The organism is Pseudarthrobacter sp. AB1 (assembly GCF_014926485.1).
Taxonomy (GTDB): domain Bacteria; phylum Actinomycetota; class Actinomycetes; order Actinomycetales; family Micrococcaceae; genus Arthrobacter.
This window is the reverse complement of sequence record NZ_PZKO01000055.1, coordinates 23752-46788: the sequence shown is the minus strand read 5'-3', so window position 1 is coordinate 46788 and position 23037 is coordinate 23752. Positions and strand designations below refer to the sequence as shown.

Sequence of the window (23037 nt, the reverse complement as noted above, 5' to 3'; positions counted from 1 at the left end):
GCTCCGGCGCGTCAAACAAACACTGTGCAATACTGCTGGAAACACGGCGTTAATGGGCGATGAAGCCTCCAACAACAATCCTCTGGCGAGGGCTTATGCGGGATTCTGCTCACCGACCGTGTGGTGAAGTATGGCTAGATCCCCTGCCCGCCGGGCCCGCCTAGAGCGGGCCCCGATCTGTTGGAGACCCTCATGACTCGTCAACTCGCCTCCACACTTTCCACAGAGCCGCCTGGCCCTCCTGGCCCGCCAATGCGGCGACGCCCGAAGCACTGGTCCGGCCGGGCCCGGCGGGACTTCTTCGTGTTCCTGGCGTTGGCACTCCCAAACCTCGTACTCATCGCCGTGTTTACCTACCGCCCGCTTATCAGCAATATTTACTACTCGACCCTTGACTGGACCCTGGGTTCGGCGTCGGCAACGGTGGTGGGACTCGACAACTACGTCACCTTCTTCAGCAGCAACGACGCTACCAAGGTGCTCGGCACCACGGCAGTGTTCACACTGGTGACAGTGGGCGGCTCCATGATCCTTGGCCTGCTCATCGCCCTGGCGCTGAACTCCAAGGTCCGCGGCACAACGTTCGCGAGGTCGGCGGTTTTCGCTCCGTACGTGCTGTCCGGCGTGGGGGTGGGCCTGGTCTGGCTGTTCATTTTCGATCCCGGCTACGGTGTGCTGGCCTGGATCCTCCGCGGCGTGGGACAGCAGAGCCCGCAGTGGATCAATGACCCGCAGCTTTCCCTGGTGATGGTCATCCTCGTCTACATCTGGAAAAACCTCGGATATTGCGCCGTGGTCTACCTTGCCGGCCTGCAATCACTGCCCCAGGACGTTATGGAAGCCGCCTCGCTCGATGGGGCGAACGGATTCAGGCGCTTCGTCAGCATGTCGATCCCGCTGCTGTCACCCACCACCTTTTTCCTGCTCATCACCAGCATGCTGAGCTCCCTTCAGGCCTTCGACCTGATCCGGATAATGACGCCGCTCGGGACTGGCACCAGCACCCTGATCTACGAGGCCTACCTGCAGGCATTCGGGGCCTTCAACAGGGCCGGATACTCCGCCTCGATTTCCGTGATCCTGTTTGCCATCCTGCTAGTCGTCACCCTGCTCCAACTCCGCTTCGTGGAACGAAAGGTGCATTACTCATGAGTTCCCTGTCGCCGGTCAACCCCGACCCGGGCGCTCCCCCGCTCGTCCACCCTGAAGCATTTGTGCCCCGGGAGCGTCCGTTCTCGGCCCGGAACCTGGTCCAGACAATCGTCGGCGGGTACATTCCGCTGTTTATTGCCACGATGGTGGTTTTCCTGCCCCTGCTGTGGATGATCCTGAGTTCCCTCAAACAGCCTGGTGAAATCATCACCACGGACCTGCAGATTCTTCCGGACAGCGTCAACCTGGAGAACTACAACATCGCAATGACCACCGTGCCGTTCGCCCAGTTCTTCATCAACAGCACGATCGTGACCGTGGTTGGCGCCACCGTCAAGGTGCTGCTGGCCATCCTGACCGCTTATGCGCTGGTTTTCGTCCGCTTCCCCTTCAAAAACGCCATCTTCATACTGATTCTTGTGGCCCTGATGGTACCGCCGCAGGTATCCATCCTGCCCAACTACATTCTGATCGCCGGCATGGGCGGCAAAAATACTCTCTGGGGCATCATCCTCCCAGGACTGGGAACCGCATTCGGAACGTTCCTCCTTCGGCAACACTTCCTGACCCTGCCAGCATCGATCCTGGAATCCGCCGAGATTGACGGCGCGGGTCATTGGCGCCGCCTGTGGCAGATCGTGGTCCCGGTCTCGGTTCCTTCCATTGCCACAGTTGCGCTGGTGACAGTTGTCAGTGAATGGAACGAATACATCTGGCCGCTCATCATCACGGACCGTCCGGAAACCATGACCCTGCCGGTCGGCCTGACGCTGCTGCAGAACTCCGAAAGCAACGCCTCCGGCTGGGGCATCCTCATGGCCGGCGCCGTGCTGGTCATCGTACCCATCCTGGTGATCTTCGCAGCACTGCAGCGCTACATCGTTGCCGGCCTCACCCAAGGCAGCGTTACCGGCTGACCCGCGTCCGCCGTCGTTCTTCCACCAGAAGCAGCAAATCCCTTTAAGGCAACAACCGAAAGGAACCATCATGACCACGAATCTTGACCGACGGCACTTCCTGGGCCTCGCCGGCGTCACCGCCAGTGCGGCAGCGCTTTCCGCCTGCGGGGGCCCTGACACGGGCGGCACCACGGCAGCAAGCGAAGCGGCGGACATTGATTTCAGCGGCGTCAAGCCGGCCGCGAAGATCGATTTCTGGTCCAACCACCCGGGCAAGTCCCAGGACGTCGAGAAATCCATCATCGAAAAATTCCACGCGAAGTACCCGGACATCAAAGTAAACCTGGTCACGGCCGGAGCGAACTACGAGGAAATCGCGCAGAAGTTCCAGACCTCGCAGGCCGCCAAATCGGGGCTGCCCGCTGTTGTGGTCCTGTCCGATGTCTGGTGGTTCCGCTACTTCACTAACGGCAGCATCATTCCGGTCGACGGACTGATCAAGGAGCTGGACATCAAAGTCGACGATTTCCGACAATCCCTCGTGGACGATTACAAGTACGACGACAGGCAGTGGGCGCTTCCCTACGGGCGCTCTACGCCGTTGTTCTACTACAACAAGGACCACTTTGCTGCCGCAGGCCTGCCGGACCGGGCGCCCGCAACGTGGCAGGAATTTGGCGAGTGGGCCCCGAAGTTGAAAGCGGCCTCCGGTGCACAGTATGCCTACATCTATCCCGCCCTGGCCGGCTACGCAGGCTGGACCCTGCAGAACAACCTTTGGGGCTGGGGCGGCGGCTGGTCAACGGACTGGGAGATCACCTGTGATTCGGCCGAATCGGTGGAAGCTTTGCAGTGGGCCCAGGACTCCATCTATAAGCACGCCTGGGCGGGGGTCTCGTCCAAGGAAGCCGCCGACGATTTCTCGGCCGGTCTGACCTCCTCCACCATCTCCTCGACCGGTTCCCTGCTCGGGGTGCTGAAGTCTGCCACCTTCAACGTTGGCGTAGGTTTCCTTCCTGGCGGCCCCAAAGCGAAAAGCGGAGTTTGCCCCACGGGCGGCGCCGGCCTGGGCATCCCGAGCGGTATCAGCAAGGAGGAACAGCTCGCCGCGGGAACGTTCCTGAAGTTCATGACCGAGCCTGAAAACACGGCGGCATTTTCCGCCGCCACCGGTTACATGCCGACCCGCACCTCCGCCGACATGACGGCGGTGCTGGCCAGAACTCCCCAGATCAAGACCGCCATGGACCAACTTGCCGTAACCAAGGTGCAGGACCGCGCCCGCGTGTTTCTCCCAGGCGCCGACCAGGAGATGGCCAAAGCTGCCGCCAAGATCCTTACCCAGGAAGGCGACGTAAAGGCCACCATGACCGAGCTGAGGGCCACACTCGAGGGAATCTACACCAAGGATGTTAAGCCGAAGCTCAAGGCGTGACGATGCACTAAGTGCCATGCGATACGCAAAATCCCTGCCGCTACCGGTATTCAGATAGCGACAGGGATTTTGCGCGTCGACGGCAAACCTGCGTCGAAGAACCTACGGGATCGGGACAGGCACGACGCCGAGCGGCACCAGGTGCTCCGCTCCGCCGTCGGGGGCTGAAAGTACCCAGATCCCCTTCTCGTGGACGGCAACCGAGTGCTCCCATTGGCACGAGCGCTTGCCGTCCGTCGTCACCACGGTCCAATCGTCCTCCAGCACGGCGGTGTCGATGCTGCCGCGGACCAGCATAGGCTCGATGGCGAGGCACAGTCCGGGCTTGATCTTGGGACCGCGGTGGCTGGTGCGGTAGTTCAGGACATCCGGGGCCATGTGCATTTCGGAGCCGATACCGTGGCCAACGTAGTCCTCCAGGATGCCCAGCGGCTTCCCAGGGACGGACGAGACGTAGTCGTCGATGGCTGCGCCGATGTCGCCCACGTGGCTGCCGGTGGCCAGCGCAGCGATGCCACGCCACATTGCGGCCTGGGTGACGTCGGAGAGCCGCTGGTCCTCAGGGTCAACCTTGCCCACAATGACGGTCCGTGCAGAGTCGGAGTGCCAGCCGTCAACAATCGCGCCGCCGTCGATCGAGATGATGTCGCCGTCGTTGAGGATCTTGCCGCCGGGGATGCCGTGCACCACTTCCTCGTTCACGGAGGTGCAGATGGTGGCGGGGAAGCCGTGGTACCCGAGGAAGTTCGATTTGGCGCCGGCCTCGTTCAGCACCGCGGCGAAAACATCGTCCAGCTGCTTGGTGGTGACGCCGGGAGCCGCGGCCGCCACGGCGGCGTCGAGCGCGCGGCCCAGCACCAGCCCGGCGTCGTGCATGATGCGCATCTGGGCGTTCGTCTTGTATTCGATACGGGGCTGGCCGAAGGCCATGGTGTGTCCTCTCAATAGCTGAGGCTCCTCCCGGATGCCGGGAGGAGCCTCGAAAAGCTGGTGTGCCTGGCTTAGGCGGCCTGGGCTGCCTTGATAGCCTGCATCACGCGGTCGGTGACCTCGTCGATGCCGCCGATGCCGTCAACCTGGGTCAGGATGCCGCGTTCGGCATACTTGGCCACAACGGCTTCGGTCTGCCCGTGGTACAGGTCCAGGCGGTGGCGGATAACGGCTTCGTTGTCGTCGCTCCGGCCGGTTTCCTTGGCACGGCCCAGCAGGCGGGAGACGAGTTCTTCGTCGTCGGCTGTGAGCTGCAGGACGACGTCGAGCTTTTCTTCGCTCTTCGCGAGGATACCGTCCAGGTAGTCCACCTGCGCCGTGGTGCGCGGGTAGCCGTCCAGGAGGAAGCCGTTTTCGACGTCCGGCTCGCTGAGGCGGTCACGGACCATCTTGTTGGTGACGCTGTCCGGAACGAAGTCCCCGGCGTCCATGTACTTCTTGGCCTCGATGCCAAGAGGAGTTTCGCCCTTCACGTTGGCGCGGAAGATATCACCGGTGGAAATCGCCACGACGCCGAGGCGCTCGGAAATGCGTTCCGCTTGCGTTCCTTTTCCGGAACCGGGGGGTCCAATAATCAACATTTTCGTCATCGCAAAAGCCCTTCGTAGTGACGTTGCTGTAGCTGCGCATCTATTTGCTTGACGGTTTCAAGGCCAACGCCCACCATGATCAGGATCGAGGTGCCACCGAACGGGAAGTTCTGGTTCGCGTTGATCAGTACCAGTGCCACCAGCGGAATCAGTGCCACGAAGCCCAGGTACAGGGCACCGGGCAGCGTGATCCGGGAGAGCACGTACTGCAGGTAATCCGCGGTCGGTTTTCCGGCACGGATACCCGGGATGAAACCGCCGTACTTCTTCATGTTGTCCGAGACCTCTTCAGGGTTGAAGGTGATCGCGACGTAGAAGTAGGTGAAGAACACGATCATGGCGAAGTACAGCGCCATATAGATCGGGTGGTCGCCTCGGGTCAGGTTGTTGTTAATCCACTCAACCCACGGCGCGAGAGCCTCGCCCGCTTTGGGCTGGTTGAACTGTGAGATCAGTCCCGGCAGGTAGAGCATGGACGATGCGAAGATCACGGGGATCACGCCTGCCATGTTCACCTTAATGGGGATGTAGGTGCTGGTGCCGCCGACGGTCCGGCGTCCGATCATCCGCTTGGCGTACTGCACCGGGACACGGCGCTGGGACTGCTCCACAAACACCACCAGGGCAACCGTCACCAGGCCGATCACCAGGACCATAAAGAACGTACCCGGGCCCTGTGAGCTCCAGATGGCGCCCAGAGACGTGGGGAATGTTGCCGAGATGGAGGTGAAGATGAGCAGCGACATGCCGTTGCCCACACCCTTTTCGGTGACGAGTTCGCCCATCCACATGATGAGCCCGGTGCCGGCGGTCAGCGTGATGATCAGCAGTATGGTGGTGATGATGCTGTCGTCAGGAATGATCGGCAGGGCACAGCCCGGTAGCAACTGGCCTGAACGTGCCAGCGATACCAGCGTCGTGGCGTTCAGCAGGCCCAGGGCGATGGTGAGGTACCGCGTGTACTGGGTGAGTTTGGACTGCCCGGAGGCGCCCTCCTCGTACAGCTCCTGGAACCGGGGAATGACCACCCGGAGCAGCTGCACGATGATGCTGGCCGTGATGTACGGCATGATACCCAGCGCGAAGATGGACACCTGAAGCAAGGCACCGCCGCTGAACAGGTTGACGAGCTGATAAAGCCCGCCAGCGCTCTGACCGTTCTGCAAGCATTGCTGGACATTCTGGTAGTTCACACCAGGCGAGGGGATGAACGCACCCAAGCGGAAGATTGTGATGATTGCCAGCGTGAACAACAACTTGCGTCGCAGGTCAGGCGTGCGAAAGGCCCGGCCAATTGCGCTAAGCAAGCGTCCTCCTGTGTTGTTTATAAGCGTGGTGTGATGGGGGACAATAATCCCAACAACCGAGTCTAACGGGTGGATCGGCCATGCGAATAATCCGCGAACCCGCGATTGCGGCGAACGGGCGGAAATAGTCGGCAGGCGGATGCGAAAAAACTCCCGGTGTGCAGGGCCCTGGGGGCCTTGCACACCGGGAGTTCACAACGGGCGTTCGCCCACCGTCTACTAGAGAGCGGTGGTGCTTCCGCCTGCTGCTGCAATCTTTTCTGCGGCGCTGGCCGAGAATGCGTGGACGGTGACGTCAACCTTGACGGTGATGTCGCCGGTGCCAAGCACCTTGACGGGCTGGTTCTTGCGAACAGCGCCCTTTTCGACCAGGTTCTCCACGGTGACTGTGCCACCTTCCGGGAACAGCTCGTTGAGCTTGTCCAGGTTTACAACCTGGAACTCAACCCGGAACGGGTTCTTGAAGCCGCGCAGCTTCGGCAAGCGCATGTGCAGCGGCAACTGGCCGCCGGCAAAGCCAGCCTTGATCTGGTAGCGGGCCTTCGTACCCTTGGTACCGCGACCAGCGGTCTTACCCTTGGAACCTTCACCACGACCAACTCGGGTCTTGGCGGTCTTGGCACCCGGGGCGGGACGCAGGTGGTGAACCTTCAGTGTGTTCTGCTTCTCAGCAGTCTCTGCGGCGATCTTTTTCTCTGCCATTTACTTCGCCTCCTCTACCTTTACCAGGTGCGGAACCGTGTTGAGCATTCCAACCGTCACGGCGTCGGCGGTGCGGACAACGGTGTGTCCGATCCGCTTCAGGCCGAGGGACCGAAGGGTGTCGCGCTGGTTCTGCTTGCCGCCAATGGCGGACTTGATCTGAGTGATCTCCAACTGAAGGTCGGAGGGAATCAGGTTCTTAGCCATGGCTTAGACACCCGCCTTCTGGTTCAGGATTGCCTTCACCATTGCCGGCGGAGCAACCTCGTCCAGCGGCAGGCCGCGGCGTGCTGCCACTGCTGCCGGCTCTTCGAGCTGCTTCAGCGCAGCAACAGTCGCGTGAACGATGTTGATGGCGTTGGAGGAACCCAGCGACTTGGAGAGGATGTCGTGGATGCCCACGCACTCCAAGATGGCGCGAACCGGACCACCGGCAATAACACCGGTACCGGCAGAAGCCGGACGCAGCATTACGACGCCGGCAGCGGCCTCACCCTGAACGCGGTGCGGGATGGTGTTCCCAATGCGGGGAACGCGGAAGAAGGACTTCTTGGCCTCTTCAACGCCCTTCGCGATTGCGGCGGGAACTTCCTTAGCCTTGCCGTAGCCCACGCCGACCATGCCGTTACCGTCACCAACGACGACCAGAGCGGTGAAGCTGAAGCGACGACCACCCTTGACCACCTTGGAAACGCGGTTGATGGTGACAACGCGTTCAATGAACTGGCTCTTCTCGGCTTCGCGGCCGCCGTCGCGGCCACCACGGCCACCACGGCCGCCGTCGCGACCGCCCTGAGCACGGTCGCCACGCTCGCCGCCACGACGAGCGCCACCACGGCGGTCATCGGCAGCAGCTGCGGGCGCAGTGGTCTCAGTGGCCGGAGCAGCTACGGCTTCAGTAGCCTTCTGATCTGCAGACACAGTGTCCTTTTCCTTGTTTGCTTCCGTCACAGTGACAGCCCACCTTCACGTGCACCGTCAGCTACGGCGGCGATCCGGCCGTGGTACTTGTTACCACCGCGGTCGAAGACAACAGCTTCGATACCGGCAGCCTTGGCACGAGCGGCAACGAGCTCGCCAACGCGCTTGGCCTTGGCGGTCTTGTCGCCTTCGAATGCACGAAGGTCGGCTTCCAGTGTGGAGGCGCTTGCTACGGTCAGGCCCTTGGTGTCATCGACAACCTGGACGAATACGTGGCGTGCGGAGCGGTTGACGACCAGACGAGGACGTACAGCCGTGCCGGAGATGCGCTTGCGGATACGAAGCTGGCGGCGGCTGCGCGAAGCAGACTTGCTCTTGTTCGTACGCTTCTTGTTAATTGAGATGGCCATGGTTACTTACCAGCCTTTCCGACCTTGCGGCGGATGACTTCGCCTGCGTAGCGGATGCCCTTGCCCTTGTAGGGGTCCGGCTTCCGCAGCTTGCGAATGTTGGCAGCAACCTCGCCGACCTGCTGCTTGTTGATACCTGAAACAGAGAGCTTGGTCGGGGTCTCAACTGCAAAGGTGATGCCGTCCGGTGCGGTGACATTTACCGGGTGGCTGTAGCCGAGAGCGAACTCAAGGTCAGATCCCTTGGCCTGAACGCGGTAACCAGTACCAACGATTTCAAGCTTCTTCTCGTAGCCCTTGGTAACGCCCTCGATCATGTTCGAGATCAGGGTGCGGGTCAGGCCGTGGAGTGAACGGGAGGCGCGCTCGTCGTTCGGGCGGGCGACAGTCAGGGTCTCTGCTTCCAGGGAAACCTCGATCGGGCTGGCCACAGTGTGGTTCAGCTCGCCTTTGGCACCCTTGACGCTGACGACAGAGCCGTCAACCTTGACCTCAACGCCGGCAGGAACGGTGATGGGGAGACGTCCAATACGTGACATTATTCTCTTCCTTTCCCGTTACCAGACGTAGGCGAGGACTTCGCCGCCCACGCCCTTCTTGCCGGCTTGCTTATCAGTCAAGAGGCCGGAAGAGGTGGACAGGATTGCGACACCCAGGCCACCGAGCACGTGCGGGAGGTTGGTGGACTTTGCGTAAACACGCAGGCCCGGCTTGGAAATACGGCGAACGCCAGCGATTGAACGCTCGCGGTTCGGTCCGAACTTAAGGTCCAAGGTCAGCTTCTTGCCAACCTCTGCGTCTTCTTCTTTCCAGGAGGCGATGTAACCTTCAGCCTTCAGGATGTCGGCAACGCGTGCCTTGAGCTTGCTGTACGGCATGGACACGGAATCGTGGTACGCCGAGTTTGCATTGCGCAGACGCGTAAGCATGTCTGCGACCGGATCAGTCATTGTCATTTGGGCTCTTGCCCTTCCTCATAACGGTTTCCTCGCTGCCGCATAAAGCTTCAGCGAAGGACCTGTTACGTAGTTAGATTAGTCTTCGGCCTTGAACGGGAAGCCGAGTGCCTTAAGCAGCGCGCGGCCTTCGTCGTTGGTCTTGGCGGTGGTTACAACCGTGATGTCCATGCCGCGTACGCGGTCGATGGAATCCTGGTCGATTTCGTGGAACATAACCTGCTCGGTCAGACCGAAGGTGTAGTTGCCGTTGCCGTCGAACTGCTTGCCACTGAGGCCGCGGAAGTCGCGGATACGGGGCAGAGCCAGCGTGACCAGACGATCCAGGAATTCCCACATGCGGTCTCCACGCAGAGTTGCGTGCGCGCCGATGGGCATGCCTTCGCGCAGCTTGAACTGCGCGATCGACTTGCGGGCCTTGGTTACCTGCGGCTTCTGGCCGGTGATCAGGGTCAGATCGCGGACAGCGCCGTCGATCAGCTTGGAGTCCTTAGCGGCATCTCCAACACCCATGTTCACAACGACCTTCACCAGGCGGGGAACCTGGTTCACGTTGCTGTACTTGAATTCCTCAACGAGCGTGCTCTTGATGGAATCGGCGTACTTGGTCTTCAGACGAGGAACGATCTTCGCTGCCGGAGTCTCGAGAGTCTCAGTCATTAGATGTCCTTCCCGGAGCTCTTGGCCACGCGGACACGCACTTCGCGCTTCACGCCATCGCGCTCAACGGTCTCGGTGCGGAAACCGACGCGGGTGGGCTTCTTGGTGGACGGGTCAACCAGAGCCACGTTGGAGATGTGGATCGAAGCTTCTACGACCTCGATGCCACCGGTCTTGGTGCCGCGCTGCGACTGACCGGCCTTGGTGTGCTTGGTTACGCGGTTAATGCCCTCAACCAACAAGCGGTTGGTCTCGGGGAATACGCGCAGAACCTTGCCCTGCTTACCCTTGTCGCCGCCGCGCTCAGCCTTGGCGCCAGTGATGACCTGAACGAGGTCACCCTTTTTGATCTTAGCCATGGACTAGAGCACCTCCGGAGCCAGAGAAACGATCTTCATGAACTTCTTGTCACGAAGTTCACGACCAACCGGTCCGAAGATACGGGTACCGCGGGGGTCACCGTCAGCCTTCAGGATCACAGCTGCGTTCTCGTCAAACTTGATGTAGGAACCATCCGCACGGCGGCGTTCCTTCTTGGTACGGACGATGACTGCCTTCACAACATCGCCCTTCTTTACGTTGCCGCCCGGAATTGCATCCTTGACGGTAGCGACGATGACGTCGCCAATGCCTGCGTAGCGACGGCCAGATCCACCGAGAACGCGAATGGTAAGGATTTCCTTAGCACCCGTGTTGTCGGCGACCTTGAGTCGCGACTCCTGCTGAATCACTATTTACTCCTTGCGTCGCGCCGGTTCTCAGACCGAAAATCTTCCTACGGAATGAGCCTTGCGGAACGGTTGATCGGGGTGTCTCTTGACCTGCCTGGATTTTGCCAGACCAGGCCTAAACTCCCGTGCCAAAAACATTTGCTTCCCAGGCGGATCCGGACAGGTCCGAGGCGCTAGGGGGCACTATGCCGTGGCACGATTGTTTACGAGGTTGATAACGGCGCACAGAGGGCGCCATACAAACTCAATATCCTAGCACAGTTGGGGCCATCTCCCATATCACACGGCGGCATACAGAGCACAACCACTGCCTTCTAGAGCCGGCAACGCACGACGGCGTCACGCACGGCACGCTTTCGGCCCACCAGCGGTGCCACTCCCCCGGAAACCCGGCCTCCCGCCGTCGGACGTCCCCCAAGAACCTGCTCCGCGTGACACCGCCAGCCGGCCCACCCGCAACAAAACGCAGGAAACCCCCGCGCCCAAGAGGGAGCGGGGGTTTCCGGTGCAGTACCTGCAGGCAGGCTGCGGGTGTTACTTAGCCTTTTCGAGGATCTCGACCAGACGCCACCGCTTGGTAGCGGACAGCGGGCGGGTCTCGGCGAGGAGAACGAGGTCGCCGATGCCGGCGCTGTTCTCTTCGTCGTGAGCCTTGATCTTCGTGTTGCGGCGGATGACTTTGCCGTACAAAGCGTGCTTTACGCGGTCTTCTACCTGGACAACGATGGTCTTTTCCATCTTGTCCGAGACTACGTAGCCACGCTTCGTCTTACGGTCACCGCGTTCGCCAGCCGTAGCTGCTGCGGAAACAGTTTCCGTCACGTTCTCGTCCTTTTCACTCACTTGGCATCCTCCTCGGCCTCAACCGTTTCAGCCGTTTCGGCCTTCTTGGCTGCAGCCTTCTTGGACTTCTTCTCTTCCTTGGCTTCCACAACCGGTGCGGCAACCTCGGCACGAATGCCCAGCTCGCGCTCACGGAGAACGGTGTAGATGCGTGCGATGTCCTTCTTTACCGCGCGCAGACGACCGTGGTTCTCCAGCTGACCGGTGGCGGACTGGAAACGCAGGTTGAACAGCTCTTCCTTAGCCTTCCGGAGTTCTTCAACGAGGCGCTCGTTGTCGAACGTGTCCAGCTGTGCGGATGCAAGTTCCTTGGATCCTACTGCCATTTCTATTCACCACCTTCGCGACGCAAAATGCGTGCCTTCAACGGGAGCTTGTGGATTGCCAGGCGCAGGGCCTCGCGAGCTACCGATTCCTCGACGCCGGAGATCTCAAAGAGAACCCGACCCGGCTTGACGTTTGAGACCCACCATTCCGGCGAACCCTTACCGGAACCCATGCGGGTTTCGGCAGGCTTCTTGGTGATCGGACGGTCCGGATAGATGTTGATCCAGACCTTGCCGCCACGCTTGATGTGGCGGGTCATCGCGATACGGGCAGACTCGATCTGACGGTTGGTGACGTATGCCGGGCTCAGAGCCTGGATACCCCATTCACCGAAGGAGACCTTGGTGCCGCCCGTAGCAGCGCCGGAACGACCCGGGTGGTGCTGCTTACGGTGCTTGACTCGACGTGGGATAAGCATTTAAGCCTGTCCTCCTTCTACTGCAGCAGGTGCAGCCTCAACTGCCGGAGCCTCGGCAGCCGGAGCTGCCTCCGCTGCCGGACGGTCGGTACGACGACGGCGGTCACCACGGTCAGCGCCGCCGGCGCCACCCGGGCGGCCCGGACGGTCGCTGGGGCCGCGGCCACGGGACGGAGCAGCAGCTGCCTGCTGAGCCAGTTCCTTGGCGGTGACGTCGCCCTTGTAGATCCAGACCTTCACGCCGATGCGGCCGAAGGTGGTCTTGGCCTCGTAGAAGCCGTAGTCGATGTTCGCACGGAGGGTGTGCAGGGGCACACGGCCTTCGCGGTAGAACTCCGAGCGGGACATTTCTGCCCCACCCAGTCGACCGGAGCAGGCGATACGGATGCCCTTGGCACCTGCACGCTGAGCGGACTGCATTGCCTTCTTCATCGCACGGCGGAAAGCCACGCGGGAAGTCAGCTGCTCAGCAACGCCCTGGGCAACAAGCTGTGCTTCCATCTCGGGGTTCTTGACCTCGAGGATGTTCAGCTGGACCTGCTTGCCCGTCAGCTTCTCAAGCTCGCCGCGGATGCGGTCTGCTTCAGCGCCGCGGCGGCCGATAACGATGCCGGGACGTGCCGTGTGGATATCCACGCGGACACGGTCACGGGTGCGCTCGATCTCAACCTTGGCGATACCGGCGCGCTCCATGCCAACTGACATGAGCTGGCGGATACGGATGTCTTCGCGAACGAAGTCCTTGTACCGCTGTCCGGGCTTGGTGCTGTCAGCGAACCAGTGCGATACGTGATCGGTGGTGATGCCGAGTCGGAACCCGTGCGGGTTAACCTTCTGTCCCACTTAGCGAGCCTCCTCTTTCTCAGGTGTAGCGACTACCACAGTGATGTGGCTGGTGCGCTTCTTGATCTGAAATGCACGACCCTGAGCACGCGGCTGGAACCGCTTCATGGTCGGGCCTTCATCAACGAACATTTCGCTGATGATGAGGTCGCTTTCGTCAAACGAAACACCGTCGCGGTCCGCGAGGGACCGGGCGTTTGCGATTGCCGACTGTACTACCTTGAATACCGGCTCCGAAGCTGCCTGGGGGGCAAACTTCAGAATTGCCAGAGCCTCATTCGCTTGCTTACCACGAACAAGGTTGACGACGCGCCGGGCCTTCATAGGCGTTACGCGGATGTGACGCGCAATTGCCTTGGCTTCCATTGCTTTCCTTCTCTCGTCTTTGACGTAAGTGCAGGCGCCTAGCGGCGCTTGCCCTTACGGTCGTCCTTGACATGGCCGCGGAATGTCCGCGTGGGAGCGAATTCGCCGAGCTTGTGCCCGACCATCGACTCGGTGACAAACACCGGAATGTGCTTGCGTCCGTCGTGTACGGCGATCGTGTGCCCGAGCATGTCGGGGATGATCATCGAACGGCGGGACCAGGTCTTGATGACGTTCTTGGTGCCCTTATCGTTTTCCCTGGCTACCTTTACAAAGAGGTGCTGGTCAACGAAAGGACCTTTTTTCAGGCTGCGTGGCATGTGTCCAGGCTCCTATCGCTTGTTCTTGCCAGTACGACGGCGACGAACAATAAGCTTGTCGCTCTCTTTGTTGGGACGCCGGGTGCGGCCTTCCCGCTTACCGTTCGGGTTGACGGGGTGACGTCCACCGGACGTCTTACCCTCGCCACCACCGTGCGGGTGGTCAACCGGGTTCATCGCGACACCACGGACGGTCGGGCGAACGCCCTTCCACCGCATGCGGCCGGCCTTACCCCAGTTGATGTTCGACTGCTCGGCGTTGCCGACCTCGCCGACGGTTGCGCGGCAGCGCACGTCAACGTTGCGGATTTCGCCGGAAGGCAGACGCAGCTGGGCGAAGCGGCCTTCCTTGGCAACAAGCTGGATCGATGCGCCGGCGGAGCGGCCCATCTTGGCGCCGCCACCCGGACGCAGTTCAACTGCGTGGATTACGGTACCAACCGGGATGTTGAGCAGCGGCAGGTTGTTACCGGGCTTGATGTCAGCACCGGAACCTGCCTCAACAACGTCACCCTGGGAAAGCTTGTTCGGAGCGATGATGTAGCGCTTGGTGCCATCAATGTAGTGCAGGAGGGCGATGCGAGCCGTACGGTTCGGATCGTACTCGATTTCGGCAACGCGGGCGTTGACGCCGTCTTTGTCGTGGCGACGGAAGTCGATCAGACGGTACTGGCGCTTGTGGCCACCACCCTTGTGACGGGTCGTGATCTTACCGGAGTTGTTACGGCCGCCCTTTTTGGGCAGCGGACGTACCAACGACTTTTCCGGCGTCGACCGCGTGATTTCGGTGAAGTCCGCTACGCTCGAGCCACGACGGCCCGGGGTAGTCGGCTTGTACTTACGGATTCCCATAATTTATTTCCTCGTTAAAGTGGTCTCCGCTACGAGAGCGGACCGCCGAAGATGTCGATGGTGCCTTCTTTGAGGCTCACAATTGCACGCTTGGTGTTCTTGCGGGTACCCCATCCGAATTTGGTGCGCTTGCGCTTACCGGCACGGTTGATGGTGTTGATCGATTCGACCTTGACGGAGAAAATCTTCTCCACGGCCAGCTTGATCTCGGTCTTGTTCGAGCGGGGGTCCACCAGGAAGGTGTACTTGCCCTCATCGATCAGGCCGTAGCTTTTTTCCGATACGACGGGTGCAAGCACGACGTCGCGCGGGTCTTTGATGGTGGCTGCACTCACTTGGCATCCTCCTCGTTCTTTGCTACTGCCCGGTCAGCAACGAATGCTTCGTAGGCAGCCTTGGTGAAGACAACGTCGTCAGAGACGAGTACGTCGTAGGTGTTCAGCTGGTCTGCGTACAGAACGTGAACACCGGCGAGGTTGCGCACGGAAAGTGCTGCAACATCGTTGGCGCGCTCGATGACAACCAGCAGGTTCTTGCGCTCGGAAACTCCGCGCAGCGTTGCCAGTGCGTTCTTGACGGACGGCTTGGTGCCCTCCACCAGTTCAGCAACAACGTGGATGCGTCCGTTGCGTGCCCGGTCAGAGAGTGCGCCGCGCAGTGCAGCGGCAATCATCTTCTTGGGGGTGCGCTGGCTGTAGTCACGCGGTGTGGGACCGTGGACTACGCCACCACCGGTCATGTGAGGAGCACGGATTGAACCCTGACGGGCGCGGCCGGTGCCCTTCTGCTTGAACGGCTTGCGACCTGCACCGGAAACCTCGGCGCGGGTCTTGGTCTTGTGGGTACCCTGGCGAGCAGCAGCGAGCTGGGCTACGACGACCTGGTGCAGCAGCGGCACGTTGGTCTGAACGTCGAAGATCTCTGCAGGCAGGTCAACCTTGACAGTGCTAGTCATTGAACTAGGCTCCCTTCACGGCGGTGCGTACGAGTACGACCTGGCCGCGGGCGCCGGGGACGGCACCCTTGATGAGGAGCAGCGACTTCTCGACGTCAACTGCGTGAACCGTGAGGTTCAGCGTGGTGTGACGAACGGCGCCCATGCGGCCGGCCATTTTCATGCCCTTGAAGACGCGGCTCGGGGTGGATGCGCCACCGATTGAACCGGGCTTACGGTGGTTCTTGTGAGCACCGTGTGAGGCGGGAGCACCGTGGAAGCCGTGACGCTTCATAACACCGGCGAAGCCCTTACCCTTGGTGGTGCCAATAACGTCGATCTTCTGGCCGGCTTCGAAGAGCTCAACAGAAAGCTCCTGGCCCAGCTCGTAAGTGTCAGCATCTGCAGTGCGCAGTTCGACGACGTGGCGGCGAGGCGTGACGCCTGCCTTTTCAAAGTGACCAGCCAGCGGCTTGGTGACCTTGCGGGGATCGATCTGGCCGTAGCCGATCTGAACAGCTACGTAGCCATCAGTGGCTGCGTTGCGCAGCTGGGTGATGACGTTCGAATCTGCCTGGACCACAGTGACGGGGATGAGCTTGTTGTTCTCGTCCCAGACCTGGGTCATGCCGAGCTTCGTGCCCAGCAGGCCCTTTACGTTACGGGTTGCGGTCATAGTCTCTCAGCACCTCCCTACAGCTTGATTTCGATGTTCACGTCGGCCGGCAGGTCGAGACGCATAAGCGAATCAACAGCCTTCGGCGTGGGATCGATGATGTCGATAAGACGCTTGTGCGTGCGCATTTCAAAGTGCTCGCGGCTGTCCTTGTACTTGTGCGGAGAGCGGATAACACAGTAAATGTTCTTCTCCGTCGGCAGCGGCACGGGGCCAACTACCGTTGCGCCTGCGCGCGTGACCGTCTCAACGATCTTCCGTGCTGAAACGTCAATGACCTCGTGGTCATATGACTTCAGCCGGATGCGGATTTTTTGTCCCGCCATGTCGCCTGACTCTCTTTCAGTTAGTGCTGCTCCCGGTGAGGGCTGCTCTGTTCACTTTCTTGTTGCATGTGGCTGCCGAAGCATTTGAAGTCTGAACTACCACCCGCCGCACAAGCTGAATCCGGATGAATCCGGGTTCCTCAACCTGCCGACGTAACCGACCCCCGCGGTCGGGCGTGTCGCGCTTAGCACGCATACAAATCCGCAGTTCCATGGGGAGTGGGTTATGTTTGGGCTTCCACTTGGACCCTGACACCCGGCATTATCCGGATCGGGACACGAAGAAGCGCTTGAACAACTCATCTAGTATGCCGGATATTATGCCCAGAAGCGAATCTGCAGGCTGGCACCTCCCGTTACAGCGGACGTGCCAGCACACTGCGCATTCGGATCTTGCGCCGCCCGGGGTCATTGCCTTCGGCATTGTCCGAATGGATGATTGGGGGATGACCGTCGAACATGACGTTTCCGTCCAGGATCTGGCCGGCCGTCTTCCCCGCTCGTTCACCTTGGGAGTTGCCGCGGCCGCCTTCCAGATCGAAGGCGCCCTGTCCGTTGACGGACGGGGCCCCTCCGGCTGGGACGCCTTCGCGGAGAAACCCGGCGCCATCATCGATGGCCACTCCCCCGCGGTGGCCTGCGACCACTACAACCGCTCGCCCGAAGATGTGGCCCTGATGCGGGATCTCGGCGTGGATTCCTACCGTTTTTCCATCTCGTGGCCGCGGATCCAGCCGGACGGCCGCGGCGCGTTCAATAAGCAGGGCCTGGACTTCTACGACCGCCTGATCGACCAATTGCTCGAGGCCGGCATCTCGCCCATGGCCACCCTCTACCACTGGGATACGCCCCTGCCCCTGGAGCACCGTGGCGGCTGGATGAACAGGGCAACCGCCGATCGCTTCGCTGAGTACGCCGGGGAAGCCGGCAGGCGTTTTGGTGATCGCGTGGACCAATGGGTCACCCTCAACGAACCCGCCTCTGTAGTTCTCAACGGCTATGCTTTGGGCGTTCACGCCCCCGGACAGGATTTGCTCTTTGATGCCTTTCCTGCCGTCCACAACCAGTTGCTTGCCCATGGCATGGCTGTCCAGGCGTTGCGTGCAGCCGGGGTCCGCGGCGGAATCGGCGTGACCAACCTCCACTCCCCCGTCCGGCCAGCCACGCGGAAAATCACGGACAAGTACATCGCGCTGGTGTTTGACCTGATGCTCAACCGGATATATGCCGATCCGGTCCTCCTGGGCAGCTACCCACGCCCGCCGCTCATCGCCAAGCCGTGGTTCCGGTCCTTCGGCAGAATCTCCGACGCCGACCTCCGCACCATCCACCAACCCCTGGACTTTTACGGGGTGAACTATTACTACCCCACGAAGGTGGCAGCCGGACGGGGCCCGGCCGAAAGCCCCACGGGTCCCGCCGAGGCCATGGTGCGGGTGCCGTTCCACCAGGAGACGTTTCCCGAATACGGCACCACGGGTTTCGGCTGGCCGGTAGCACCCGAGCATCTAGGCATCCTGTTGCGCGAGCTGAAGGACCGCTACCGGGATGCCTTGCCGCCGATCTACATCACGGAAAGTGGTGCCAGCTTCCCTGAACCCGACCATGTAAGCGGCCCTATCCGGGACCAGCAGCGGATCAATTACATCGCGGACCACCTGCGGCACGCGCTGGAAGCGACGGCACCGGGTGGAATCGCCCACGACGTGGACCTCCGCGGCTACTACGTCTGGACCTTTATGGACAACTTCGAATGGGCTGCAGGGTATTCGCAGCGCTTCGGCCTGGTGCACGTGGATTTCGACACCCTGCAGCGCACACCCAAGGAATCGTTCTACTGGTACCGGGCGCTGAGCCAGGCCAGGAAATCCCTGGCCGGCGAAGGCCCTCCAGCGTGAAGCTGCTCGGCTGAACTGCGGCTGACACCAGGCTGACCCCCGGCGATCCCGGACGAACGCCCCGCTGACGCCGGCCGGCCCTGCTACTTGTCCTTGTTTGCCCGGTTGATGCGTTTGGCGCGGTCAATCTCGGTGCGGAAATGCTTTTTGGCCCAGAAAACTCCGGCGACCACGGCTACCGCGATGATCAGAAATATCAGCCATCCCATGATGTACTCCTCTCGCTGTCAGCAACAGTATCAGGGCCGGCGTGACGGTACCTGTCCTCGCGGGACGGCTGGTTCAGCTCAGGACCAGGATTCATCTCCGGGCCTTCGTCCGGCGTTTGACCGGCCGTTCCGTGGTTCAACCGCCAGACGGCAAAGACGATCAGCCCGACGGCGATGAACGCCAGCAACAGGAATGTGTACTGCCGCATGGCCCACAGAATGCAGGCCGCCACCCCGGCCGCGCCCCACCAGACAAACATCCGTTCCCCCAGGCCAAGTCCGGCCGCGAGCAGAAGGGCGAGAAGAACCAGAACCCACAGCTGCTGCCCACCGTTGCCGCCGAACACTATGCCCAGGCCGCTCACGGAGAGCAACATAGACGCCGCGCCCACCATAAACCGGCCGGCAGATTGATTGCCGGAAAAGTACCGCAACCCACCGAGGACAGCGGCCAGGACCACGTACCACTGAACAACCCAGAATGGACTCGGAGAACCGGTCAAGTGCCGGCCTGCGCTTCCACCCGTCGCGTCCAGTTCGAAGATGGCAGCACGCTGGACGGCAGCGGTCAGAAGCAACGAGCCCAGTTCCACGGCGATCCGTCGCGCCCTTGCGGGTGCCTCCCGGTAGAAGATTCCGACGGCGGCGGCCAGTACGGCCGCGGCCGTCCAGGACGTTGCATCGAGCCGGATTCCGACGAAGACCGTCAGGACGAGGCCCAGGAAGGCCATGCCGGCCAGCGACCAACGGCGCACCGGCTCAACCTGCAACGGGCCGCTGCGCACGAGCCGCACCGCGTAGAGTCCGGCCGAAGCCACACCCGCGCCGGTCAGCCACGGCAGGAATCCGCCCCAGGCGCCCGGGACGTCCTGATAGGCCTCCGCCGCCAAGGCGACGGACCCGCCGAGCGCGGCCAGGGCTGCCGGCGGATACAGGACCGGCAGCTCCTCGATGTGGGACGCGGTAAAACACACGGCTGACAGAACCAGTACGGCCGCTCCCGTCACCCAGTCGGCCGCCAAGGGCGAGATCAACAGCCCGGCACCGGCAAACGAACCGGCGGCAACCAGCCAGAGCCAGTGCTCGACATCCGCGGCGCCAGCCTTCTGCCGGCGAGCGTTCTCTAGGTGTCCGTTCTGTTCCTGCCCGTGCTGTGAGCGGCCGTTCAGTAAGCGACCGTACTGCCGCCGTCGCAAGATGCCGGTTGCGGCTGCGAGCAGCGCGACACCCAGCAGGGCCACCGCAGTTCCTGTGTGGCTCAGGACCGGGAACACCACGAACGTCCCCCCGAACGTGAACAGCGGGCCGAGGGCGAGTACTCCGAAGAGGGCCGCATACACAGCGAAGTAGGAGGCTCCCCTGGCACCGAAAAGTCTCCTGGCCACCACTGCCGAGACCAGCAACACCAGCAGTTCCAGCAACACCACCCAGCGGCCGCCGTCGTCATCCTGCCGCAGCAGCCCGACGCCACCAGGCCTCGTCATGTACGCGAGCGGCAGCAACGCCTGCCCCGCCAGGGTGATCCAGACTGCGGCCTGCTGGAAGGGGATGACCGCCAGCCGTGAGCGCATCAACCAGCGGACGGCGTGCTGGGCCGCGAGCACCAGCGCAAACGTCACCGAAACCACAGTGGGCGAGGCGGTGATGTCGTAGCTGAGGACCAGCGCGAGGCCCGCGGTCAGCCCGCGGGCCGCCACAAAGTACCATCCCTTCCTGGCGCGCTGCTGCTCGGCCACCACCATCAGCATGGCGTAGACCGCGAATGTACCCACAATGAGTTCCACCCGAAGCAGGTCGCCGTCGCTGAGGACCAGCAGCGATACAAAGGCAAACGGGGCCAGCCAGACGGCACCCGCCTCCCAACGGAGGAAGTACCCCGAAGCGGCGGCGCCGAGGGCGACGACTCCTGCAGCGGAGTTCCCCTGCCAGTCGGCGGAACCTGCCTGCGCAAGGCTGGCGCTGCCTGCCAGCTGGAGAAGGATCAGGGCGCCCGCGTCCGCAAGGATCCCGCGGGGAGCACGACGGCGGATAGCGGCCACCAGCGGAAGACACAGCTGAAGTGCCAGTACGGCCACCAGGACCATTTCCGGACGGACCACTTCGGCCGCGATGACCACCGGGCCTCCATCCTGCTGCAGCTGGTGAAAGGCTGTCAGGGCAAGGACGGTGGCTGCCGCCCGGGCGAACCACCAGTACGCCCAGCGGTGTTGGCGCAGGCGCTGACTCGTCGCAGTGACGACCAGATACGCCATTACCAGCAGCAGCGCCACGTTGCCGGCACCTTGTGAAACGGCCTGGAACGCGACCGCCGCGGCCACCACAGACATACCCAACGGCAAGGCCTCCCACACCGTTGCAAACCATTCCGGTTCCAAAGGCCGTGGAACCATCAGGGCCCCGACGACAAAAGCGGCAGTGAGCTGGACGATCACGCCGACGGCCGTCAAGCCGTGATCCGGCGAGGCCTCAATGAACGGCAGCCCGACCAGAACCAGTGCGCCCCCGGCACCGAAGCCGCCCAAGGTTGCCTCCGGCGCTAACGTCCGTACGCCCGCGCGTTCCACGACCGCCGTCAGGAGTTGCTGGCACACGAGTGCCAGCAACAGCGCGAACACGGCCGCCTCTGCCCGCCCGGAGTGGTCATCCATCACCGCCGCGACGGTTACGGGGACCGCACAGGTGAGGGCCAACCGGGACCCCAGAACCAACCGGCCGCGGAAATCGCCTGCCACGAAGACACTACGGATCGCCCAGAAGCCTGCAGCTGCCAGCAGCATTCCAGCCAGCGGCCACGCACCCATCGAAGGAGAAACGATGCCGGCCAAGACGAGTGCGGCTACTGGCGCCCATTCGGCCCGGCCGGCCCATCTGGCGGCCAGGACCATGCCCGTGGCCAGCGACAACGCCACCGGCCCCCAAAGCGGCACGGTTGCGCCGGCTTCGACTGAACCGTAGCCCTCAATTGAACCGAAGAAGCCAGCAGCCATCCTCTGAATGCTGAACGTCGTCACGGCAGTAAGTTGGAGGGCAAACGTAGCCAGGGCATCAAACTGCCAGCGCGCTCCGGTGGCAGTGGGGCTGTTGCTGGCGGCGGATGACTCAGCCTGCCGTGGCTCGGGGAACCACAGTGTCAGCTTTTCCGACAGAAGCGCCAGTCCCCCAGCCTGCGCGCCGAACAGTACGCTGGCGGCGAGCAGGGCATCGGTCCCCCGGCCGGTCAAATGCCAGATTTCGACGGCGGCAGCCAGGGTCAGGGCGGCTCGCGCCGCGTAGAAGTTGATCAGCCGGAACCGCCCCGGGATGGCGGCCATCAGGGCGAAGTAGATACCGCACATCCCCATGACCAGGGCGTACTCTGCCTTGTCCAGGAGTAAGGGTGCGCAGGTGGCGACGACGGCAACGGCGGGAACCACCAACGGGTGCAGGACCATCAACGGCCTCACATACACCGGCGGCAGCCAGCACGGCCGGGCGAGGGCAACGCCCGTGAGCAGCACCGCCACGGCTATGAGCACAGCAAAGTACCAGACAAGCGCGCCACCCAGGAGTGAAACACCGGAGAACGCAGTGGAGGCCACAAACGTGAGGGAGAGGTACACCAGGACCCTGCTCTCGAGCCGGACGGCCGCCGCAACATAGGCAGCAGTCCCAATCAGCGACGTGATCAGCCAGGCGGCCGGGCCCTGATGCAGCGCAAAGTTGTAGAGGGCAAGGCCGGTCACAGGAACGAGGGCGAGCCCGGTGCCGGTGAATGCCACGGCGGCTGGCTTCAACCGAGGGGCCCGGGCGTGCAGCACAAATCCCGCTCCATAGAACAGCGCCGTGACTGCGCACACTCCGGCAAAGCGCAACATGGGCGGAAGGCTGGTACCGATGAAGAGTGCCGCTGCAGCCACCAGCAGCAGGCTGGCCACGTACAGCGTGATGTTGATGTTCTGCCGGTCCCGCATTTCACGCCGGGCCTGGCGCTCCGCCGGCGACTCCGGATCTCCCTGGAAGGCGGCTACCGGGGACTGCGGCGGAATCCGCTGCGGCACCGGCGCGCTGGGCGACAGAGTCGAAAAAGGTGCCGAACCTGACGGCGCCTGGATGATCGTTCGTTCAGGAGGTGATACCGGCAACCACTCCGGCGGCGAGTCTGCTCCGGTGGAACTTGGGGCTGGCGTGGCGCCCGGAAATGACTGGCCTGACGACTGAAGTTTGGCCACGGCGTCAAGCCACCCCTGAAGGTGACCGGCGCGGTAGCCCGCATCATAAGCCTCGTCCCTCACG

General features: G+C 62.2%; 29 protein-coding genes. 4 read left to right on the top strand and 25 right to left on the bottom strand.

Features of this window, described 5'->3' with window-relative positions; all coding sequences use genetic code 11:
* Positions 1-192: 192 nt before the first annotated feature.
* The 3 genes from DAD99_RS13980 (at position 193) to DAD99_RS13970 (ending at position 3486) form a co-directional block, all read left to right on the top strand.
* Complete coding sequence (locus DAD99_RS13980; protein ID WP_193342020.1) at positions 193-1152, top strand: carbohydrate ABC transporter permease; 960 nt, start codon at positions 193-195, stop codon at positions 1150-1152.
* Positions 1149-2069 (top strand): carbohydrate ABC transporter permease, encoded by a 921-nt coding sequence (locus tag DAD99_RS13975; protein WP_193342019.1) that lies wholly within the window; start codon positions 1149-1151, stop codon positions 2067-2069. Before DAD99_RS13980 ends, DAD99_RS13975 begins: the two co-directional genes overlap by 4 nt.
* Before the next feature lie 70 nt (positions 2070-2139).
* On the top strand, positions 2140-3486 hold the full coding sequence (locus DAD99_RS13970) for an ABC transporter substrate-binding protein (RefSeq protein WP_185261217.1): 1347 nt from the start codon (positions 2140-2142) through the stop codon (positions 3484-3486).
* 102 nt (positions 3487-3588) lie between these two features.
* Here DAD99_RS13970 and map read toward each other — a convergent pair whose 3' ends face one another.
* From map to rpsJ, 23 genes are all read right to left on the bottom strand, one after another.
* Entirely contained in the window at positions 3589-4416 is an 828-nt protein-coding gene (map, locus tag DAD99_RS13965; protein WP_193342018.1) for a type I methionyl aminopeptidase, read from the bottom strand.
* 71 nt (positions 4417-4487) lie between these two features.
* On the bottom strand, positions 4488-5057 hold the full coding sequence (locus tag DAD99_RS13960) for an adenylate kinase (protein WP_193342242.1): 570 nt from the start codon (positions 5055-5057) through the stop codon (positions 4488-4490).
* Between the two features lie 5 nt (positions 5058-5062).
* Positions 5063-6373, bottom strand: a complete 1311-nt coding sequence (gene secY, locus DAD99_RS13955; RefSeq protein WP_185261218.1) for a preprotein translocase subunit SecY — start codon at positions 6371-6373, stop codon at positions 5063-5065.
* 219 nt (positions 6374-6592) lie between these two features.
* Complete coding sequence (gene rplO / locus DAD99_RS13950; protein ID WP_104062629.1) at positions 6593-7075, bottom strand: 50S ribosomal protein L15; 483 nt, start codon at positions 7073-7075, stop codon at positions 6593-6595.
* The gene (rpmD, locus tag DAD99_RS13945) at positions 7076-7282 is read right to left on the bottom strand and encodes a 50S ribosomal protein L30 (RefSeq protein ID WP_056344352.1); all 207 of its coding nucleotides are present in this window, start codon (positions 7280-7282) and stop codon (positions 7076-7078) included. It abuts the gene before it with no gap.
* A gap of 3 nt (positions 7283-7285) precedes the next feature.
* Entirely contained in the window at positions 7286-8026 is a 741-nt protein-coding gene (rpsE, locus tag DAD99_RS13940) for a 30S ribosomal protein S5 (protein WP_056344356.1), read from the bottom strand.
* A complete protein-coding gene (gene rplR / locus DAD99_RS13935; protein WP_056344358.1) occupies positions 8023-8406 on the bottom strand; it encodes a 50S ribosomal protein L18 in 384 nt (127 codons plus the stop codon). The genes rpsE and rplR overlap by 4 nt, the downstream gene beginning before the upstream one ends.
* Positions 8407-8408: 2 nt before the next feature.
* Positions 8409-8945, bottom strand: a complete 537-nt coding sequence (gene rplF, locus DAD99_RS13930) for a 50S ribosomal protein L6 (RefSeq protein ID WP_056344361.1) — start codon at positions 8943-8945, stop codon at positions 8409-8411.
* An 18-nt stretch (positions 8946-8963) separates the two neighbouring features.
* Entirely contained in the window at positions 8964-9362 is a 399-nt protein-coding gene (rpsH, locus tag DAD99_RS13925; RefSeq protein WP_056344363.1) for a 30S ribosomal protein S8, read from the bottom strand.
* A 78-nt stretch (positions 9363-9440) separates the two neighbouring features.
* Positions 9441-10022: a 50S ribosomal protein L5 gene (gene rplE / locus DAD99_RS13920; RefSeq protein ID WP_185261220.1), complete on the bottom strand. Its 582-nt coding sequence runs from the start codon at positions 10020-10022 to the stop codon at positions 9441-9443.
* Positions 10022-10381 carry a 50S ribosomal protein L24 gene (gene rplX, locus DAD99_RS13915; protein WP_185261221.1) on the bottom strand — a complete coding sequence of 120 codons (360 nt, stop codon included), beginning with the start codon at positions 10379-10381 and terminating at the stop codon, positions 10022-10024. Before rplX ends, rplE begins: the two co-directional genes overlap by 1 nt.
* 3 nt (positions 10382-10384) lie before the next feature.
* Positions 10385-10753, bottom strand: coding sequence for a 50S ribosomal protein L14 (rplN, locus tag DAD99_RS13910; RefSeq protein WP_024366126.1), 369 nt, complete (start codon positions 10751-10753; stop codon positions 10385-10387).
* A gap of 534 nt (positions 10754-11287) precedes the next feature.
* Positions 11288-11596: a 30S ribosomal protein S17 gene (gene rpsQ / locus DAD99_RS13905; RefSeq protein ID WP_056344371.1), complete on the bottom strand. Its 309-nt coding sequence runs from the start codon at positions 11594-11596 to the stop codon at positions 11288-11290.
* Positions 11593-11922: a 50S ribosomal protein L29 gene (gene rpmC, locus DAD99_RS13900; protein ID WP_185261222.1), complete on the bottom strand. Its 330-nt coding sequence runs from the start codon at positions 11920-11922 to the stop codon at positions 11593-11595. Before rpmC ends, rpsQ begins: the two co-directional genes overlap by 4 nt.
* 2 nt (positions 11923-11924) lie before the next feature.
* Complete coding sequence (gene rplP / locus DAD99_RS13895; RefSeq protein WP_056344375.1) at positions 11925-12341, bottom strand: 50S ribosomal protein L16; 417 nt, start codon at positions 12339-12341, stop codon at positions 11925-11927.
* On the bottom strand, positions 12342-13184 hold the full coding sequence (rpsC, locus tag DAD99_RS13890) for a 30S ribosomal protein S3 (protein ID WP_056344378.1): 843 nt from the start codon (positions 13182-13184) through the stop codon (positions 12342-12344).
* On the bottom strand, positions 13185-13550 hold the full coding sequence (gene rplV, locus DAD99_RS13885) for a 50S ribosomal protein L22 (protein WP_056344381.1): 366 nt from the start codon (positions 13548-13550) through the stop codon (positions 13185-13187).
* A gap of 38 nt (positions 13551-13588) precedes the next feature.
* Complete coding sequence (gene rpsS, locus DAD99_RS13880; RefSeq protein WP_011775591.1) at positions 13589-13870, bottom strand: 30S ribosomal protein S19; 282 nt, start codon at positions 13868-13870, stop codon at positions 13589-13591.
* Positions 13871-13882: 12 nt separating this feature from the next.
* Entirely contained in the window at positions 13883-14722 is an 840-nt protein-coding gene (rplB, locus tag DAD99_RS13875; protein ID WP_185261225.1) for a 50S ribosomal protein L2, read from the bottom strand.
* Between the two features lie 29 nt (positions 14723-14751).
* Complete coding sequence (gene rplW / locus DAD99_RS13870; protein ID WP_018773664.1) at positions 14752-15057, bottom strand: 50S ribosomal protein L23; 306 nt, start codon at positions 15055-15057, stop codon at positions 14752-14754.
* Positions 15054-15677: a 50S ribosomal protein L4 gene (rplD, locus tag DAD99_RS13865; RefSeq protein ID WP_056344389.1), complete on the bottom strand. Its 624-nt coding sequence runs from the start codon at positions 15675-15677 to the stop codon at positions 15054-15056. Before rplD ends, rplW begins: the two co-directional genes overlap by 4 nt.
* Before the next feature lie 4 nt (positions 15678-15681).
* Positions 15682-16332 (bottom strand): 50S ribosomal protein L3, encoded by a 651-nt coding sequence (gene rplC / locus DAD99_RS13860; protein ID WP_160673120.1) that lies wholly within the window; start codon positions 16330-16332, stop codon positions 15682-15684.
* A 17-nt stretch (positions 16333-16349) separates the two neighbouring features.
* On the bottom strand, positions 16350-16658 hold the full coding sequence (rpsJ, locus tag DAD99_RS13855; protein WP_038464699.1) for a 30S ribosomal protein S10: 309 nt from the start codon (positions 16656-16658) through the stop codon (positions 16350-16352).
* 446 nt (positions 16659-17104) lie between these two features.
* Between rpsJ and DAD99_RS13850 the strand changes: the two genes are divergently transcribed.
* On the top strand, positions 17105-18556 hold the full coding sequence (locus DAD99_RS13850) for a GH1 family beta-glucosidase (RefSeq protein ID WP_193342017.1): 1452 nt from the start codon (positions 17105-17107) through the stop codon (positions 18554-18556).
* A gap of 83 nt (positions 18557-18639) precedes the next feature.
* On the opposite strand, the gene DAD99_RS22050 is transcribed toward DAD99_RS13850, so the two are convergent.
* Both DAD99_RS22050 and DAD99_RS13845 read right to left on the bottom strand, forming a co-directional pair.
* Positions 18640-18765: a hypothetical protein gene (locus tag DAD99_RS22050; protein ID WP_255527485.1), complete on the bottom strand. Its 126-nt coding sequence runs from the start codon at positions 18763-18765 to the stop codon at positions 18640-18642.
* Entirely contained in the window at positions 18753-23036 is a 4284-nt protein-coding gene (locus DAD99_RS13845; RefSeq protein ID WP_193342016.1) for a hypothetical protein, read from the bottom strand. The genes DAD99_RS22050 and DAD99_RS13845 overlap by 13 nt, the downstream gene beginning before the upstream one ends.
* Position 23037 lies beyond the last annotated feature (1 nt).

Bases quoted from the DNA above. Each gene is read 5' to 3' on its own strand.
- DAD99_RS13980 (WP_193342020.1), top strand. From the start codon at position 193: ATGACTCGTCAACTCGCCTCCACACTTTCCACAGAGCCGCCTGGCCCT.
- DAD99_RS13975 (WP_193342019.1), top strand. From the start codon at position 1,149: ATGAGTTCCCTGTCGCCGGTCAACCCCGACCCGGGCGCTCCCCCGCTC.
- DAD99_RS13970 (WP_185261217.1), top strand. From the start codon at position 2,140: ATGACCACGAATCTTGACCGACGGCACTTCCTGGGCCTCGCCGGCGTC.
- map (WP_193342018.1), bottom strand. From the start codon at position 4,416: ATGGCCTTCGGCCAGCCCCGTATCGAATACAAGACGAACGCCCAGATG.
- DAD99_RS13960 (WP_193342242.1), bottom strand. From the start codon at position 5,057: ATGTTGATTATTGGACCCCCCGGTTCCGGAAAAGGAACGCAAGCGGAA.
- rplO (WP_104062629.1), bottom strand. From the start codon at position 7,075: ATGGCAGAGAAAAAGATCGCCGCAGAGACTGCTGAGAAGCAGAACACA.
- rpmD (WP_056344352.1), bottom strand. From the start codon at position 7,282: ATGGCTAAGAACCTGATTCCCTCCGACCTTCAGTTGGAGATCACTCAG.
- rplR (WP_056344358.1), bottom strand. From the start codon at position 8,406: ATGGCCATCTCAATTAACAAGAAGCGTACGAACAAGAGCAAGTCTGCT.
- rplF (WP_056344361.1), bottom strand. From the start codon at position 8,945: ATGTCACGTATTGGACGTCTCCCCATCACCGTTCCTGCCGGCGTTGAG.
- rpsH (WP_056344363.1), bottom strand. From the start codon at position 9,362: ATGACAATGACTGATCCGGTCGCAGACATGCTTACGCGTCTGCGCAAT.
- rplE (WP_185261220.1), bottom strand. From the start codon at position 10,022: ATGACTGAGACTCTCGAGACTCCGGCAGCGAAGATCGTTCCTCGTCTG.
- rplX (WP_185261221.1), bottom strand. From the start codon at position 10,381: ATGGCTAAGATCAAAAAGGGTGACCTCGTTCAGGTCATCACTGGCGCC.
- rpmC (WP_185261222.1), bottom strand. From the start codon at position 11,922: ATGGCAGTAGGATCCAAGGAACTTGCATCCGCACAGCTGGACACGTTC.
- rplP (WP_056344375.1), bottom strand. From the start codon at position 12,341: ATGCTTATCCCACGTCGAGTCAAGCACCGTAAGCAGCACCACCCGGGT.
- rplV (WP_056344381.1), bottom strand. From the start codon at position 13,550: ATGGAAGCCAAGGCAATTGCGCGTCACATCCGCGTAACGCCTATGAAG.
- rpsS (WP_011775591.1), bottom strand. From the start codon at position 13,870: ATGCCACGCAGCCTGAAAAAAGGTCCTTTCGTTGACCAGCACCTCTTT.
- rplB (WP_185261225.1), bottom strand. From the start codon at position 14,722: ATGGGAATCCGTAAGTACAAGCCGACTACCCCGGGCCGTCGTGGCTCG.
- rplD (WP_056344389.1), bottom strand. From the start codon at position 15,677: ATGACTAGCACTGTCAAGGTTGACCTGCCTGCAGAGATCTTCGACGTT.
- rplC (WP_160673120.1), bottom strand. From the start codon at position 16,332: ATGACCGCAACCCGTAACGTAAAGGGCCTGCTGGGCACGAAGCTCGGC.
- rpsJ (WP_038464699.1), bottom strand. From the start codon at position 16,658: ATGGCGGGACAAAAAATCCGCATCCGGCTGAAGTCATATGACCACGAG.
- DAD99_RS13850 (WP_193342017.1), top strand. From the start codon at position 17,105: ATGACCGTCGAACATGACGTTTCCGTCCAGGATCTGGCCGGCCGTCTT.
- DAD99_RS22050 (WP_255527485.1), bottom strand. From the start codon at position 18,765: ATGGGATGGCTGATATTTCTGATCATCGCGGTAGCCGTGGTCGCCGGA.